The following is a 19,364-nucleotide window of genomic DNA, read 5'->3' on the forward strand; positions in this document are numbered from 1 at the left end:
CGTCTAGATAAACTGAGTTTATTTTGATTTGAAATTGGCCCAAAACTGGGCCAATTTTTTTAATTTCTCTTAAACAGCTACATTAAAATAGTTGTTCACTTAGACTGATTTGCTGTTACTTATTGGCATTTATTGAACAGATATTGAGTTGGACAACTCATTGTTTTATTTGTACCAAAGTGATCATTCAGGATCACTTGAGAGCCACTTTTACCGGCTAAAACAAAATCGACTTTGTTGTCGGAAGCACTTTGTGACCAGAAGTACACAGGTTCTCCACTCCAACCCCAAGCTGCATTATGCACTTTACGAATAAAGTTAACATTTTTCGGATCTGCGTAGTGCTGAGCGCCATTATAACTCCAAACATAAATGTCAGTTTTATACTTTAAGTGACTTGTATACAGGTGTACTTTACCACCCGCTAAGCTGTCGCCTTGTGTCTGCATTGGAAAAGCAATTTCGCTATAGCCATAGCGATTAATTGTTCTTACTGCACCTGCGGAATAAGCATGATCGGTCGCACAATTACCACTATCGTAACACCCGACATAAGTGGCGGTGCCTTTTTCATCAACGACTTTAGCGCGGATAAGGGCTTTTGATTCAGTCGCTGACTTAGGGGCAAAGCCGTGAATACCATCACTTTCGACAAATAATACTTTTAGCGCAGCGAGTTTGCCGTCTGTGCCCATCGAAAAGTCAATGTCTTTCATATAAGCACGCTTTTGAATCAAATTCTCTTCTGGTGTATAGCCATTCACTATGTCTACGTTTGAGTCTGATTTATAAAGTAGCGCTTTGTTCAGGGTATTGAAGTCAGAAATATAATCGCCGTATCGAGTATCAATTAGCTTTTGATTTAAGCGATTGTACCAGGTATCACCGCCATCTTTAGAGTACATAAAGTAAACGTTAGTACGATTATCATTTGGGAAATGACGGTTTAACGATGCTCCGAGGCTTCCCGCCGCTATTTTACAACTATCATCATACCCTCTGTTTAAAGTACATTTATCTGGAACGTGCACATTAAAGGCCATAGCAATAACACCGTTGCGTTCGGTACTTACGGCATAGTGTCCAAAAGCAACATCATCATTAATAGCGACTAGCTTTTTGCTTTTTTCAATATTTACCGAGGTACCAGTAGGTGTGATTTCGGTCATGTAAATTTGACGTCGTGTGGTTTGTCTGTATGTGTTACTAATCGTGCTTGGCACTTGGATATAGCGGGTATTAAGTAAGACAAATTTATCGCGTGTCCACCAAGCTTGAGGGTATGAAAAACCAATGTATTTACATTTTTCAGTGTCGCCACAGTTGGTGCTTGGTTCGAGTTCTTTACTCAAGTTATTTTCGGCATCAACTAGTGTAAACCCCTTTAGATCCTGCGCACCATTTAAGTGTGAGTATTTAGAGCGGTAAATTAATCCGCCACGAGACGTATTTCTGCCAGAAATAAACACATATAAATAGCCATTGTTATCCATATTAATTACAGCGGTATCATGGAAATCGCTGGTATTTTTTACATGGATGATCGCTGGCTCTTTAACTTCGCCAGTTTTATGATTATATGCAGAAACTGCGACCACTAATCTTTCATAACCTTTGTTTGGGGGAGTGCCTTGAACCGCACAATCTGAATGTGCACCGTTTAGAACAACGTATGTCCAGTCACCTTGTTGAACTGCCATTGGTGCCGCTTTTGCTGAACCTGTGGCGGTCTCACCTGAATATTTTGGGATGTTGCGAGTGCCAACTTTAAAAAGTTGATTGTCTAAGCTGTACCAGTTACCCCGAAGCGCGCGATTGTTAAAACTCGGCTTATAGTTCAGGTAATCAAACTGAGAGGTTTTATTTTTAAAGTGGTGTAAATAATTGTAGTTGGAATCATCGTCATAATTAATTCCTATATTGTTATAACTACATGTGCCATGTGCATTAAAGTTATCATCATCTGCATATCCTTTAGACTTGTCTGGTTCCGCCGCTTGAGCAGATAGAGCGCCTCCCAGAAATAGCATGGCCAATGATAGTTTCGTTTTCATGTTAATTTTCCTTATTGTTTGGTCACTAAACGTGACTCTAGAAATACAAATATGCCCAAATCAGATGAGTAAGTTCTTTTAAAGGGCTAATCCGTAAACGTCAAACCTACAAAATTACTTAAATATGTCCTCATAACCTGAAGTTCATTCTTTTAAAACCATTAGCTAACTTATGTTATCAGTCACGTCCCTAATAAGAAACTGTGCAAACTCTTCGTTGATACTGAAAATTCTCAAAATTATCCTTAAATGTTATTGGCTTAATAATTTCTGTTGGTGGCTTTTTCGCAGTAATAGCAGACAGTCAGAAGAGTGAAAACGATAAAAATGAAAAAAAAATGTAATTTTTATTAAACATTTTTCGAAAAGTCAGGAAGAGGTATATAGGCAAAGAATAAAAAGAAATGAGGTTTAAAGAATGAGTACTGTGATCTCTAACGATGGATTGGGTTTATTTAATAGTTTATCGTCTCAGTTAGGCAAGCAATCAAGTGGTGCTGCGCTTGGTCAATCTAATGAGAGTGTTTTTGTTAACGCTGCAACGGGTAACTTGCTTATACAAGGAAAAGATGAACAGTTAGAAGGTCTTGGCCTTGGACTAGGTGTTGTTAGAACTTACAACAGTTTAGGTAACTTCGATGGTGATAATAATGACCAATGGCGTTTGGGCTTTTTAAAACAAATAAAGCTTGAGGGCCAAACGAACCAAGCTGGCAGTAAGGTGGTTAGAACAACCGCTGATGGTTATGAACAAGTATTTTCGTATGACTCTGCTCGAGGCTTATATGTCAGCAAATCAGGTTCTGGGGCTGATGATACGTTAAAGTTTAATACAGATGGCAGCGCTATTTATAAGCAAGACGACTCAACAATTTCTGAGCATTATAATTCGTCTGGTAAGCTGACTACTATTTCAGATAACAACAATCATAAAACCAGCATACAGTACTCAGGAACTCGTGTTACAAGTATCCTAACAACCACGTCGACAGGCACAGAAAAAGCCGACTTAATTTACAATGCACAAGGCTTATTGGAAAAGCTGAGTTTCGCGCAAGGCAATAACACACCTAATACTCATGTCTATTATGGATATGATTCGCAAAAACGATTGTCTTCAGTAAAAGTCGATTTGACGCCCGATGATAATAGTATTACTGACGGTAAGGTTTACGAAACCAAGTATACCTATCACGGAACCAGTAAGCGTGTTGAAACGATAAAACAGTCTGACGGCACGGCGCTCACGATTGCCTATGAAAGTCATAATGGTGATTACAGAGTTAAAACACTGACAGATGGAGAAGGTAATCTTACTGAGTACAAATATTTAAGCGCAACGCATACTCGAGTCAGTATCGGCAATAATCATGTAGATTATTTCTTTGATAGCCAAAAGCGCTTAGTGAGTACTAAGCGAATTGGTGACAACCAAGTTATTCAGCAGAATTATAGTTACGATAGTGCTGGAAGACTGAAACACATCACAGATGGTGTGGGTAATATTACGTCGTACAGCTACGATGCCAAAGGTAACCTAACCAAACAAACGAATGCGGATGGTGTGAGCGTCATTCGCAAGCATAATGCGGCAAACCAAGTCATTGAAGAGCAAGTTGGCGATGACATTTCTCACTTTGTTTACGATGCGAAGCAGCGGTTACGCTTTAGCGTGAATGCTCAAAATGGGCTTGTTGAATATCGTTACAATAGTTTAGGACAACGCACTAGCCAGCATGTCTATACCAAGGCGCAGTACACGAGTAGTAATTTGTCGCTCTCAGCTTTGGAACAATTCGTATCGACATTAGATCAAAGTCAACAGCAAAAAAGCACTTATGGTTATGACTTTAGAGGCCAGCTAAACCTTGTAACGCGATATACAACGACCGAGGGGGGCATCGTTAGTGAAACGAGTTCAACCAAGTATGTGTATGATGCACAGGGTAAGTTACTGCAAGAAACGACGGCCCGTGGTGTGCAAACCTCAGCGCCAGAAGACTACACCACAATATATAGTTATGACGGCTTAGGCCGAGTGCTGACTAAAACGGATGCAAATAAAGCACAAACGATATTTACCTATGATGATGCAAACCGACGTATCGCGACGCAATACGCCAATGGCCTGTGGCAAACGCAAAATTACGACAAAACGGGTGCACTTGTTTCGTCAGCAAGTGGTACATCGCTGGCTGACAGTACCTTAGGTATTGAGCGCTTTTACCGTGACTCACAGGGTCGACTCGTCGCAAAACAAGATGCACAGGGTGCTCGCAGCTATATATTCTACGATCCTGCGGGCTTAAAAGTTGCGACAGTAAGTAACACAGGATCAATTACGCGTTTTGACTATGATACAGCGGGTAGACTGACAGGTACTAAACAGTATGCACAGCAGATCAGCACAGCCAGTTGGCTTAATAGCAATGGTCAAGTGACTAAAACATTAGCTCAGTTAATGGTTGACATGAGCGCGCGTGAGACAAATGTTGATAATAGAAGTACGCGTACTTTGTACAACGCGGCTGGCCAAACAGAGTATGAAATTGATGGTAAGGGGTACGTTACTCAATATATTTACAATGACAAAGGTCAATTAGTAGAGCAAAAAAGCTACAATGACCCATTGGGTAATGTGGCATATCAGGCATTCAATAGCCCAGTCGTTGCGAGTGATTGGCAGGTATATGATGCTGATCCGGCTGGGGCCACGATGACGCCAGAGCAAGACGCTGAATACGGCGGGCAAGTCATGGTGCTTAAAGGGAGTGGCACGTCTAATGGTTATCGCTTAAGAAACACCACATCTGCAAATTGGCAATCGGATAACCGCACGATTTCTTGGGATATGAAATATGCTGAGTCCTATACCATCTTTGTTAGTGTCAATACCACATCCGGACATCGTTATATTACCTATTACGCGGGTGATAGTGCTCCGCACTTGAGTGGCGAGTATGCAAAGCATTATTTATCTACGACCACAACGAATGGGCAGTGGCAAACCATCACGCGAGACCTGCAAGCGGATCTATCTGCTGTTGAGCCAAACGTAACCATTACTAACATTAATGCTTTCTTAGTACGCGGTTCTGGTAAAGTAGGTGAAGTACGCTTATCTGGACTGAATGACGAAAGAGCGGCTGCTGCGTCTCAAAGCACAAAAATGGCGTACAATGCCAGCGGCCAATTGGAGTATAAGACAGATGGTGCGGGTTACACGACACGCTATTACTATGATCAAGCGGGTAACGAAATTGCACAGCGTCGCTATTTTAATACCGGTACACCAGGTTCAATAGCAGAATCGAGCAAAGACAGAATTAGCCATAACTTTTATGATGGCCAAGGCCGATTAACAGCCGCCTTGTCTGCTGATGGCGCACTGACGACATACACTTATAATCTAGATGGATTGAAATCGTCGCAAACACGCTACCATAAGCAAATTGCAAACCATCCAATCGGCTCACCTATCACGTTGCCAAGTGGTGGAAAAACGACCGTCAGCTGGACATATACGGCAACGGGTCAAGTTGAAACGCAAACGAACACAGATGGTTCATTGTTGAAGTACAGCTATGATGAGATGGGTAACCTCATACATCAGCAAACGTTCGACTCTGCATCGGCTAGAGATGCAAAATCAGTTTATAGCAGCGATGATTTTGATACCAATGTATCAAACGCATTTACCATTTCAAACGGCTCAGCAACATCCATCGATGTTGTTGATAAACGTGTTCGTTTCCAACGACTCAACAGTGAAAAAAGCGAATGGCCAAGTTTAGTATCTAAACAAACTTTTGATTTTAAAGATAATGTTACAACAAGCTTAGAGGTTACAACGGGTGAGAGCCTAAATGGGCTTTATTTCTATGGCGGTATTGATAACTCAGGCTCTTGGTCAGACAACTCACTTGACCGCCACGCAGTTTATTTTGATGGCAATGCGATTTACTCGGATGTTGTCAGAGATGGTAAAGCTGGCAGCCGTGAAAAACTGCTGTCTATTGAAGCAAATACCACTTACGTTGTGAAGTGGGAAACTGATCAAGATCATACGATATTGACAGTACACCCAAAAAATAAGCCACATGAAGCAGCGTCAATCAAAGTATCAAGCCAAGATTGGAGTGGTGCGGCACGCCTGCGATTTTATAACAACCCTCGCCCAGGCGCTGTAGGTACTGAAGTCTACGTTGATAACTTTAAAATGCGCTCTCGTAATGAGTTAAGTAGTACGCGTTATCAATATGATTTGCTCGGTCGTCAAGTTGCTTCGCTGGATGGTAATCAGTTACTAGGCAATAACTTAAATTATCCGGTTGATACTGAGCGTTGGGATGTTTATGACCCAACACCGGCAGGGGCAACCATGACGGCTGTGTATGATGAGCAATATGGTGGGGAAGTCGTAGAGCTCAAAGGTGATGCTACTAACAATGGTTATCGCTTACAAAACCCCAATTTAGCGCCTTGGGATGCACTGGATAAAACCATCAGCTGGGACATGAAATACACTGAAGGGTACACGGTGTACATCAGTGTAGACACAAACAAAGGTCATCGATATTTAACCTACACGCCGGGTACACACGGATCATCACTAGGTGGCCAGTATGCACACATTGCTTTGCCACCAAGTACAACCGATGGAAATTGGTATTCAATCACACGTGATTTAGTTGCCGACCTGCAATCTGTAGAACCCGATAATGACATTAAGAATGTCAATGCTATGTTGGTCAGGGGCTCAGGTAGAATTGGCCAAGTCTCGCTGACAGACTTAACGCAAACTCAACTAGAAAATCGTGGTTATGAAACGGGGGCGGTTAAACGAGAGCGCTTTGATGGCATGTTTACAGCGCAGGGTGATCACACTCAATATGATGTGCTGGGCAATGTGCAGTCGTACACCGACAAAGAAGGTGCAAAAACGCTTTATTACTATGATGCTCAGGGCAATACACGTTTTGAAATCGATGCTCAAGGGCAAGTAAAACAGTATATCTATAATGCCTTTAATGAGCGTACTGATGTAGTTCGTTATCACACTCAATTAAGTGAAGCTCAAATAACTCAAGCGGGCCTAAAAGGCGGGTTGATCACCAATAAAGTCACTAATGGACAAACTGTCGCTGCGCATTTGAATGCGTTGGTTGGTGGCGGTAGTTCATATCGTGACAGTGTTGAGTTTGATCAAAGAGGTCAGGTGGAACGCCAAGTTGATGCGCAAGGATATGAAAAGTCCTTTACCTATAACGCGTTCGCACAGTTAATTAAAGAAACTCAGAAAACACATTTAAGTGCGGCCGACAAAGCAAAAGGTACGGCTGGATTAACGACAACACACACCAGCTTTGATTATGATGAAAGAGGTTTGCTTGAAACAACCACACGCAGTGCGGGTGGCGTTACACAAACGATAGTCAAAGACTATGATGCGTTTGGCCGTGTTGTTACCACGACCGATGCAAACCAAAAGGTTATTTCCACAAAACATGAGCTAAATACGGCACAAGACAATATCGGTCGAGTTGTCACCACGACGCAAGTTGTCGCTGGCACAACAAGAGAAGTAGTGACGCGATATGACATGCTTGGCCGCGTTTTATCTGTCACAAATGGGTTAGGGCACGTAACGCGCTATGAATATGACGAGCAGCAAAACAGCGTAAAAGTCATACAGCCGGATAGTAGTTCAGTCAAAACAATTCGCAATGCGTTGGGCAAAACGGCATCTGTGACTTATTTTGATAAAGACGGTAAATCAGTGAGTGAGACGCTGTATCATTACGATCACAATGGCAATCTTACTAAAGCTATATCAAATGGCACGGTGCAATCACTAAACGATTATGACAAAGAAAATCGCTTGGTGAGCACGGTTGATGCGAATGGCAAACAAATTGAAACCCAATACGACGCAGTTGGCCGTGTTAAAGCAACCATTGTTGACCCTGATGGACTGGGAATTAGCACCGAGTTTGCTTATGCAAAACATGGTGGTCAAATCATTAAAACTCAGCGCTTAAATACTGTCGTCAGTGGAGGTACCATAACATCTGGTACCTTACAGACAACCACAACCGAATTGGATGGGGCAGGTCGAGCGCTTTCTGTGGTTGTGCGTCAAGGCAATAAACTACAGAGCCAAATTGCATATCGCTATGATTCGGATGGTCGTGCACTGGAGGAAATCAAAGGTGTCGGCGCGAAGGCAATTTCAACAAAGTATACCTATGATGCATTAGGCCGTTTGAGCGTTAAGCAAACTGGTAACAGCACGACTCAATATCAATATGACGCAAATGACAATTTGATTGTTAAAGCTGAATCATTAGGTAGCGGTGTTAAGAACAATAGAAACACCTCGATTGGTATCGACAATCAAAAAGTTACTTATTACGTCTACAACGAAGCGGGACAGGTTACGCATGAGTTTGTGAGTACCAGAGCCGCTGCGGTTGAGCAGGCGAGTTTTGGTGGTGAACCTATTGTGGTTGAGCCTGTGGACCCGCCAACGTCGATCATGTCGGTATCAGCATCCGAAGTGAGTTCTGCCGCACTAGTACCTTCAAGCAGTGTAACCAACAAAGTACATCTATACGGTAGTGTTAAGCAGTTTGATTACAATGCTAATGGTCAGTTGATAGCCAGCTCCAGTGCGGTTAATACGCTTCATCTGATCAATGCACAAGCTGTGTCAAATGAACGTTCACTTGCGGACTTTTTAACCAGTCAACACAGTACAATTGTGTCTCGTATTAAGGGGCATAGCTCAGAGTATGTCACAGAGCGCACAGCGTATGACGTCAATGGCAGAAAGTCATTACATATCAATGCAGAAGGTGGAGTCACACAGTGGCAGTACGATGCCCAAGGCCGTGTTAACGAATTAATTCAGTGGGGACAAAAAGTAGCGCCACTCAATCAAAGTCAGCAGCAAAAACTAGCGTCGGGTAGCTTAGCGCCTTCAGAACTGAGCAAAGTAGGCCCAGTATACGCTGACAGTAAAGTGAAGACCGTATTTGATGCCAATGGCCGTGCTCGTTTCACGTTAACGCTACTCGAAGGCAACAAAGCCAGCATTAAAGAAAGTGTTTATGACAAAGCTGGGCAGCTTATCAAAACAGTAGCCTACGCCAATACGGTTAACTATAGCGAAGTGACGAATGAAGCCAGTGCGTTGGCAAAGGCCGTTGCTTCTGCAAACGACAGAGTTAATCACTTATATTATGATGATGCGGGTCGATTACGATTCAATATAGATGCCAAAGGTTACGTTATTGAGCATCGATATAACGAGGTAAACGATGTCATTAGCACAGTTAAGTACAAAACATCGATTAATGATGAGTCATCATTAAAAGCGAATTTCACCGCAGGTAAGCTACAGTACTCTGAATTAAAGGCACACTACAGTAATAATGTGATTAGTGGTGCACGGATCACCAGTACTGAGCATGATGCAATGGGCCGGGTAACATGGCAACGTCACGCCGATGGCACCACCGAGTCTTACACCTATTACGATAATGGCTTGAAAGCCAGTTACACCAATCAAAATGGGGCGACATGGCAATACGATTACGACAATGCTGGTCGTTTAGCGTATGAACGAGGCCCTGCCCGCACGATTTACAATTGGTCTAACGGCAACTTAAGTGATGTGACCAATGTCAGTGTTACAAAGGCTTTTGCCTATGATGGTTTAGGTAACGTTATTTCAATCACTGAAGGTGGTCAAAGAAATAACGCTTGGATCAGCGGTGTGCCAAAAGCGGTTACTTACTTTGGATATGACAATGCTGGCCGTCAAATTTCTATGCGTCAAAGTGCAACAACCAATGCACCAGCAACCGAAGCGACTACACAATACGATGCACTTGGCAGAGCGGTCAGTTCAACCAAGGGTGGCATTACGCAAATTAAAGTGTACGACAATGTCGGTAATGTGCGTTTTGAAATCGATGGCGAAGGCAATGTTTCAGAGAAGCGTTACAATGCTCTGGGCCAGCTAGTTACACTGATTAAGTATGCGGATGAAACCACATGGCAGCCAAATCGAGCCCTTGTTTTATCAGATCTGGTAGATGCAAGCGGCAATATTAAGTCTGGTAACTCTGCCAATCTCAACGTTTCATCAACCAACGATAGACGTATTGATACCCGCTATGACGCACTGGGTAGAAAAGTACTCGTTAATATCGGCAACCAAAGTACTCAGTATGCCTATAACGCGTTTGGTCAAGAAGTTAAGCGGGAGCAACTATTATCTGGTAGCTTCTCTACAGCGGGCTATACAGCGCTAACAAGTTATAGTTATTACAATGAGCTTGGGCAGAAAGTTGCCTCTGTCGATGCTGGCAAGTACTTAACTAAAGTGGCGTATAATGCATTTGGTCAAGTTCATACCCAAACCGAGTACGCAGTTGCACTTACAGGTACTATCAACGAAAACTCAATCCCAAATGGTACCGCAGGAAATGATACATACGGACAAAATCGAGTTGTAGAATATCATTACGACAACATGGGTCGAGTGACGTTTGAAGTACGTTCAAATGTTAAAGTGGCAGAGTTTACATCAGGCATGAACCTGCAAACTCGCAATAATTTGATCACTGCTTACAAGTACGACAAATTGGGTAATACAGTTCAAGCACAAGTAAGCGCAGAAAACACCTCAAATGTGAATAATCTCTCTTTGCCAACAGCAGATGTGCAAGCGTGGGAATATGATGCAGTTGGGCGCTTGATCAACACGGCGACCGCCTCTGTTTCAACAACATCACTTGATTTGAGTAAGAGTTTAAGTGGTGCAGTGAGTACCGCGACAGGGCGACAAGTTACAGAGCTGGGCTACGATGTGTTTGGTAACTTAGTGAGACGTAAAGAGTACGCAAATAGAGGGTCGCTCAATACCACAACTTCAGACATTTCTGCACCACCAAGTAGTCCACATGATAGGCTGACTCGCCATGAATACAACAGTCGAGGACAGCTAATTGCTGAGTACGATGCTCTGGGCAACAAAACGTTACATAAATACAATGCGTTAGGCCAGTTGGAAGAAACACGTCAAGCATATAACGAATGGAACCATGAGAATGAGTCATACTCGTTTACATATCGTTTATACCACTATGATTCTTATGGAAAATACCGAGGTTCATCGAGTGAGCAAAGAGGTTTACCAGCCGGTATTTCATTTGATGAAGCATCGGGTAAATTAAGCGGTCGCATTTTTGACTTTTGGCCAGATGATGGTGCGCAAGGGCATACCACTGCAGTGATAACTCTGCATGCCAGCTATTTGTCTTCTGATAGCGCTAAAATTCAAACACGCTCGTTTAGTAGCAAAAATGGCCAAACTACGGCAACGGCTTTTGCAGAATGGCGCCTACCGCATAATGGTAACGATGACGCTAAGGCGCGTTTTATCAAGTACCGTTATGATCGTAATGGCCAAATTAGCCACAAAACGATTGGCCAGAACACAGGGACTCAAGATGTTAGCAAGCATACTTGGTACACCTATTACAACGCATTTGGTGAAGTAAAACGCGATAAAGATGGTGTATATGTTTACAACAAAGAAGGACAACTTTGGAAAACCACCAAAGGTGACGGTGTTCTAAAAACGCATGGTTATGATAAAGCCGGTCGGTTAACGAGCACGGTTCATGCCCTCAATGGCCTGACCGATATTGAGCGTGATGCGCTGGGTAATGCAGTGTTAATTAAGCAGCCTTACTTTACGCAAAAAGGTGTGCGTATTAGACCACAACTTGAGCAAAAGTATGACCGTTGGGGCAATGTGATTGAGCTTAAAGATGCAAAAGGCTTTATCACGCAAGCACAATACAACCATGATAACAAAGTGGTGAAAGAAATATTGCCGCTTGTTGCTGTAACTGCTGAAAATGGCCAAACCAGTAGCACTACCCCAGTGAACATTTATCATTATGATGAAAATGGTAACTTGGTACAAAAGATAGATGGCAACAACCACAAGCAAACGTTTAAGTTTGATGGGCGAGGAAACCAAGTCATTTATCAAGATGGGGAAAATAACCAGACTCAGTACAAGTACGATATTTTTGGCCGCAAAGTACTCACCAAAGATGCTGAAAATAGAACCTTTACAACCAGCTACGACAAAGTGGATAGAGTCACAGAAACAGGCCAATTTGGTGTTATCAATAACCAAGCAGGTCAATATCGTGTCAATAACTCTTATGAATATGACGAGCTAGGTAACCGCACGCATGAACGTGATGCAATGGGTGGCGTAAAGTCATATAAATTTGATGTGTACGGTAATGTGACATACGCACGAGATGAAATGGGCCGAGAAAAGTTGTATGGATACAACAGCGAAGGGGCACAAAAGTTTGAAACTTATGCCAATTTGTATAGCAGCTCTGCACCTGATAAGCACAAAAACAGCCGTGTTTACGATGACTTTGGTAACTTGCAATCTGGTAATGATTTGGGTGGGAAAGGTTTCTCGTATACTTACGGTAGAAGTTGGGGGGCGAGCAATAGCGTTAGCTCGTTAACCGATGTAGGTGGTAACACGACGAGAACAGATATTGGCCGCCTGATCAGAAAACAAAATGATTACGGTCAAGATATTAGATATACCTACTATGAAAATGGTTGGTTGAAGAGTATCAGTGATGAAGCGACAGACGCTTATGTGTACTTCGAGTATGATAAAGCCGGTAGAAGAACGCTTGAGTTACGTCAGTCTTGGGATGACTTACAACGCGTTATCCGTCATGAGACAACGACACAATACGATAGCCATGGTCGCATAACGCTGACGCAAACCAAAGAGTACAACAACACCAATACGACGGGTGAGCCAAACTGGGTAGAAGGCAAAATTCTATCTCGTGTCACATACCGCTACGACGCGGTAGGCAACCGACGTAGTATGAAAGTTGAAAATGGTATTGTTGGAGACTTGTCAGTTGACCCATCTTACAAGTTCTACGGTACGATCAGCACGGCTGAAAATACGGCGTTCACTGATAGTACGGGTGATGTTGCTAGCTTTTTCGAAGCCTTGCAAATCCCCAACCTGCAGTATACAGCCAAGTTTTACAAGCAAGACTCTGCCAACCCAAGCAAGTGGGTGGCAATAGATAAGCCGCAGGGCGTATCGTTTAGTTCAACAGGTAAACTGACAGGCACCCCATCGTATGAGTCTGCGGGGATTTATCGAGTTGATGTTGTTGCAACAGATAAGAGTAAAACACCAGCGAGCACGTTCTCGGGTGAAATTCAGCTGAATATCAGTAATGTGGTAGCACCAATTGAGATTAAGCCAATTTCTACGCACACCAGTAAAGAGGGCGTGTCAGTTAACATTAGCTTGGCTAGTTACTTCATTGCGGACTCAAGTTCACGTCAGTTGAAGTTCACGGTTACGGGTCTGCCTTCAGGGGTAAGTTACAACAGTAGCACGGGTGTGATTAGTGGCACCCCAGGATACTCAACGGCCAACACCTACAGTGTTAAAGTGGTGGTCACCGACAAGAATAATAGTGCTATCCGCCGTGAACAAACGTTTAGCTTACGGATCACGGATACGCCTGTAGTGACGGTTGGTGAAGAAACACGAAAAGAAATCAGTCTTGGCACTGACAACCTAATTCGTATACGAAAAACCAGTGGGCCTAGCTTTGCGCAAATTAACAGCTCTAATGTGTTAGTGATAACGCCAAGCGCTTCTGATGGTAGGCAGGCAGCTTATATTGTTAAATATGCAAAATACATGTATGAGCCTGAACTCAGGAAAGAAATAAAGCTTGGCGACTACGAGTATCATATTTTGGTACCTGATACCAAAGTTGCCAACCAACCTTTGACAGCTAAGAACGGCACTTTGACATTTAAAGAGGGGCAATCACTTAGCAGTACAAATGGAGATCTGAAGAAATATTTCACTAATCCGGATAACGATAAGCTCACTTACACGGCAACCTTCTACCAAGAGCAATGGGTTGATATATCAAAAGATAGAATGGAACCGAATCTGGTGCGTCGCTGGGTGGTGGTTAGTCCTCCACAGGGGATCTCTTTTAATAGTGCAGGGCACTTACAAGGTCAGCTGGGTAGCTCAGCATCGGGCACATATCGAGTTGATGTAACAGCGGTAGAGTCTGAACGCGGCACACCAAACCGCGCAACGGCGCAAATCACCCTGACAGTGCAAAATGTTAAACCACCGATCACGGCATCAGCGATCCCGACAAAGCAAGCGGAAGAAGGGCAAACCTTGTCGTACAATGTCTCTGGTTATTTCACGCCTGATACAACGAGCCGAGTATTAACCTTCAGCGCAACAGGATTGCCAAGTGGGGTAACAATTAACTCGACTACAGGGGTGATTTCAAGCTCAGGTGCATTGAAAGATGGAACAGGCGGTAGCCATAGAATCACCGTTTATGCCACTGATAAAAATAACAGTAGTATCAAAGTCAGCACGACCTTCACGTTAAGTGTGAAAAATGTTGATTACATCACCTTAAATGAAGGGCAAACACATCGTATTGATATTGCTTCATTTGGTGGCACACATAGCTTGATCAATAAAAGCTTGAGTGGTGCTCCGTCTTGGGCTTCGGTATCGAGCGATAAGAAGTACATTGTACTTAGCCCTAATGCAACGGCAGGCCGCTCTGGCGCGTATACTTTCACATTAACGGTGAGTGAGTTTGATCCAGAGCTAAAACGCAATATTACCTACGGCACAAGAACATACAGTGTGATCGTGCGTGATACGCAAACCCCTAACCGAGCGCCAACAGGCAGTATTGACAATAAATCAGCGTCTGAAGGCAGCGCATTCTCTCACAATGTGGCGTCTAAATTTAAAGACCCAGATGGCGATGCACTGACCTATACGGCGAAGTTCTACAAGCGCGTCTTTAGGCCAGATCCGATTGACCCAAGAGATCGCTTCTTGCAGCTAGAATCGACATCAAGAATTCAAAGCTTAGAAGCTGTGCCATCGACAGAAACGGCAGCAGCGGGTGGCACTTGGGTGTATGAGCTTGTTTCAAAACCAGCAGGTTTGAGTTTTAGCTCATCGGGTGTACTCAGTGGCACACCGGGTTACACAACCAGTGGCACTTATAAGGTTGTGGTAACAGCGACAGAGCAGAAGTCGACCAAACTCTCTGCGTCTCGAGAGTTTACGTTAACCATTGCGAATGTTGTACCTAACAAAGCCCCAACCGTGACACTGAGTGCTGCAAGCTCGGTTAAAAGTGGAAGCAGTATCACAGTTACAGCAACAGGTAGTGATACAGATGGCTCTGTGCAGCAGTACGAATGGCAACGTTCTTCAGGGTTAAGCTTAAGTGGCAGTGGTAACCGAGTCACAATTAAAGGCCTTACAACGGGTAGCCAGTGGGTTAAAGTGCGCGTTAAAGACGATGATGGTGCGTGGAGTGGCTGGGTTACCAAGACAATCACAGTGACCAGCGCAACAGCGAGCAATCGTGCGCCAGTTGCTAATCGTTCGCTTAATGCGTTTGCGTTTCAAGGTAGATACATGAGTTATACCGTGCCGAGCAACGCATTTACCGACCCAGATGGTGATACGCTGACATACTCCGCAACTGGTCTTCCTTCAGGGATGAGCTTTAGCGGTAATAGACTAAGTGGCACATCGAACAGGATGGGCAATTTTACCATTACCATCACAGCGAAAGATCCTAAAGGGTTAACAGCGACGACTAAGCTCTATTTGAACGTCGAGCCGAATGAGTTTGATCCAAGAGACAGAGAGCCGTTTTTTGCACCAGAGCCGATGATGGCGGCGCGTTCATTGTCGGCATCGCCTGAGCTTGTATCGGCAGGTGAAGCTAAATTAGCACCGCATAATGAGCTGCAAACGGCCAGCTTGGCGAGCACCACTGCAACCGCTACTAGCTCGGCCACTTCAAATGATGGCAGTGTGAAAGAATATTGGTTCACTTATGATGGCAACAACCGAGTGGTACATGACGGTGGTAGCTTAGTAAGCGGAACAATCACGACACGCACACAAGGCCAGTTCATCGGATATAACAAAGTGGGGCAGCAGTCGTTGCTTATCTCTGCCAATAATCGAGGTGCGGAGCAGTTCATATATAATAGTTGGGGCCAAGTTGCATTTGTAGATAGCTATTTGAACAAGGGCGACATCGATTTGTATGGCTCACGTGCCACACTTGCAAACTCGCCAACTCATGCTAATTGGACTTCAAGTAGTAAGTTTGAATACGATGCTATGGGTCGTGTAACCGATAAGCGAGAGTACTATGGTGCTAACTCATCGGTTTATATTTACATCGAAGGGCGAGGTGGCGATCCAGGCTATGGGGCGTCAGTTAATTATGGTGGTGCGATTAAACACCACACAGAAACGCGCTACAACGCAGCGGGTGAAGTCACTTGGGTGCAAGAAAAAGCACTCAAGCTTAATATCAAAGATCAATTAAAGTCATACGTGCCTGAATTTGGAGGCGGTGGTTCTCGCGTCATTTATGCGTCTGAGCCGTGGACTGAATCGAGCTTAAAAGTACAGTCTATAACGCAAAATTATGTCTATGATGGTGCGGGCATGGTGAAGTCTTATGCCTATTATCAAAAGAGTGATCTACCTTCGGGTGTCACTCAGTTGATCCATCGCTTCAATAAGCAATATGAAGCGCGAGATACTTACTTAGAACAGCTAACAACAGGACGCGGTGATGCATCACACAAAGACAGCCAAAATCTACAAGATGCAGAAACGCGCTCAACCTACGATGTGAACGGCAATCGTACACGCATAGAAGAGCACATAACCGATGATCGTTATAAAGGCGATAAAGACGTTAATGCGCGCTATATGCGCTACGATGCGGAAGGCAAGATCATTTCAAAAGTGACGGGTAAGCAAACAAGGTTGCTTAGCGCGGCAGATTTAAATACCACGCGTACCTATTACAACCCGTATACGGGCGAGGTGATTGATTGGCAAACCACGGTCGCAAAAAATGTTGGCTTTAAAGAAGATACAACGTATCTAGGTCGTGAAACGGGCAGCTACTATTTATACAGCAGTGGCAATTACCTTGGTGAAATCAACAAGTCGGGTACCAACTCGATTAAAGAGCAGCATTTTAGTGCACCAGACAGTCGCAGTTCTACCGTTATGGCGAGACACCAAGTACAGTCAGGCGATACATTAAAAGGTATTGCTAAGCTGTATTACGGTAATGAAGACCTATGGTACATAATTGCCGATATGAATGGTTTAGGTGCTGGTTCAGACTTAGTGCAAGGCGTGACGCTTGATATACCATCAAGAGCAAACTCCTTTAACAGTCATGATAGCTTTAAGCCAATTAACTTAGGTGAAGTGATCGGCAACACCGATCCATCAATGCCATATGTGCCGCCACCGCCGCAAGCAGGCTGTAATGCGGTTGCATCGATCATTATGATCGCGGTAGCGGTCGTCGCCACTATTGTGACAGCGGGTGCCGCAGTTGCTGCGATGGGCGGGGCTGTAGCTGGTGTGTCTGGTACTATGGCTACGGGCATGGCTGTTCTTGGTGGCGCAACCGTCACGGGCGCGACCATAGGCGGCGTAGCTATAGCGGGAGCCGTTGCGGGAATTGGCGCAGCTGCGGTGGGTGGCTTTATGGGGTCGGTCATTTCGCAAGGTGTGGGCAAAGCGATTGGCGCAATTGACAGTTTCTCGCTTAAAAATGCGTTAGCGTCCGGTTTAACTGCGGGTGCGAGTGCGGGCGTAGGACAGTACTTACAAGGTGCGAGTTGGGCAAACCAAGGTTCTGAGTCAGTCAATGCAATGACTAAGCTGAAGAACTTATCTTGGCAAGGTCGCGCCGTGATGGGCGCAACAGCGTCTATCAGTTCAGTAGCTGCAAATAAGCTGGTGGGTAACGACGCTAGCTTCAGATGGGGCAATGTGGCTGCGTCAGCCTTAACATCCGGTATTGGTATAGATGCAGGCCAAGCAGGCCAAGGCTCACTGAACCCTATCAATGGCATTCTGAACTCGGCTGTGAACTATGGTGCCGATAAGCTATTTGGTAACCAAGCGAGTTGGAATTTTGGTAATGTCGCCGTTGATGCATTTGGCAATGCGCTGGGTAACAGTATAGTTCAAGGGATCAGCAAGCCGTCACAATCAGACATTGAAAGACAAGCTAAGCTGGATGAAATGTCGGCCAAGTTAAACCAGCAAGTAAACAAAAAGCTGAATGCTAAACTTGATGCTCAACTTAATGAAACCCTTGAGAATGCACAAGCTCAAATGGCAACTGAGTTGGATGCAACGACGCAGTCTAAATTAGATGCTGAGTTAGCACGTCTGAACGGCCAAAATGAAGCTGATATGGCTAAATGGCGAGCGCGAAGTTTAGAAGTTGCCGAACGCTCTAATGCAATGACTCAGAAGTATGCGACAGAGTTAGCTGATATGACATATAGGCATCAGCAGCAGATGTTTAGTGTTCAAGAAACATTAGCTAAAAGCAGGTGGTTGTTGGGCGGTGATAAACCTGTAGAAGTGACTTTGGTTGACCCGGTTGATCCCACAGAACCTAAAGATCCTAATGGACCTCAAGAACCTAGACCAAAAGTTCCGTCGTTGTTCGAGCGCTATATAGAATACAGTAGCCAATCTGTTACTCCTATCGGTGCAGCTCAGCTACTTCCTGCTTGGGGTTACTTAGCAAAAGACATAAAAGATGCTAGGGCTCATGGGATAGGCGCACTTGCTAATCGAGGTGCTGACGTATTTAGCTTGGGAAATAATATGGTTGTACTGGACGGAAATCAAAAGCCGGGTGTTAACCCGAACCAAGTAGCCAGAACGATTCCAAATACAGCCAACGCGATGGTCAAAACGGGTATTCTTGCCAATGCATTAAAAGGAGGTGGTGCGATAGGAGTGAAACTGGGGCCAGTGGGAACGGCTATTGAATATACATTCAATGACCAAAAAGAGTTCTTGTCGTCAGATTTCGCTATAGATGCCACAGTGGACACAGTTAAAGGCGGGTTTTCTGGTGCTGTAGGTGGACTTGCAACCACGGCAGTGGTTGGTTTAGCGACGATTGCAGGTGTAACCGTGGGGGCGCCTGTTGTCGCAGCTGGCGTAGCGGCAGGATTCGTTGCAGGCTACCTATTTGGAGAGCATGTGTTTGACGAATGGGGTGGTGATTGGACTAGAAACAAACTTAAAGACGTTTTTTGATTTTAATAGTATAAACGCCTCTAACT

General features: G+C 44.2%; 2 protein-coding genes. One reads left to right on the plus strand and one right to left on the minus strand.

The features are described 5' to 3' along the window. Positions 1-119: 119 nt before the first annotated feature. Positions 120-2,054: a hypothetical protein gene (locus AC5FX4_RS07585; protein WP_493605832.1), complete on the minus strand. Its 1,935-nt coding sequence runs from the start codon at positions 2,052-2,054 to the stop codon at positions 120-122. Between the two features lie 418 nt (positions 2,055-2,472). On the opposite strand from AC5FX4_RS07585, the gene AC5FX4_RS07590 reads away from it, so the two are divergent. Further along, a complete protein-coding gene (locus AC5FX4_RS07590) occupies positions 2,473-19,338 on the plus strand; it encodes a putative Ig domain-containing protein (RefSeq protein ID WP_493605833.1) in 16,866 nt (5,621 codons plus the stop codon). The last annotated feature ends 26 nt before the right edge of the window (positions 19,339-19,364 follow it).

The sequence above is a fragment of the Pseudoalteromonas sp. ATL1 genome (assembly GCF_058933015.1).

What these genes read in the sequence shown, in the direction of transcription:
- AC5FX4_RS07585 (WP_493605832.1), bottom strand. Translation starts at nt 2,054, where the DNA reads ATGAAAACGAAACTATCATTGGCCATGCTATTTCTGGGAGGCGCTCTA.
- AC5FX4_RS07590 (WP_493605833.1), top strand. Translation starts at nt 2,473, where the DNA reads ATGAGTACTGTGATCTCTAACGATGGATTGGGTTTATTTAATAGTTTA.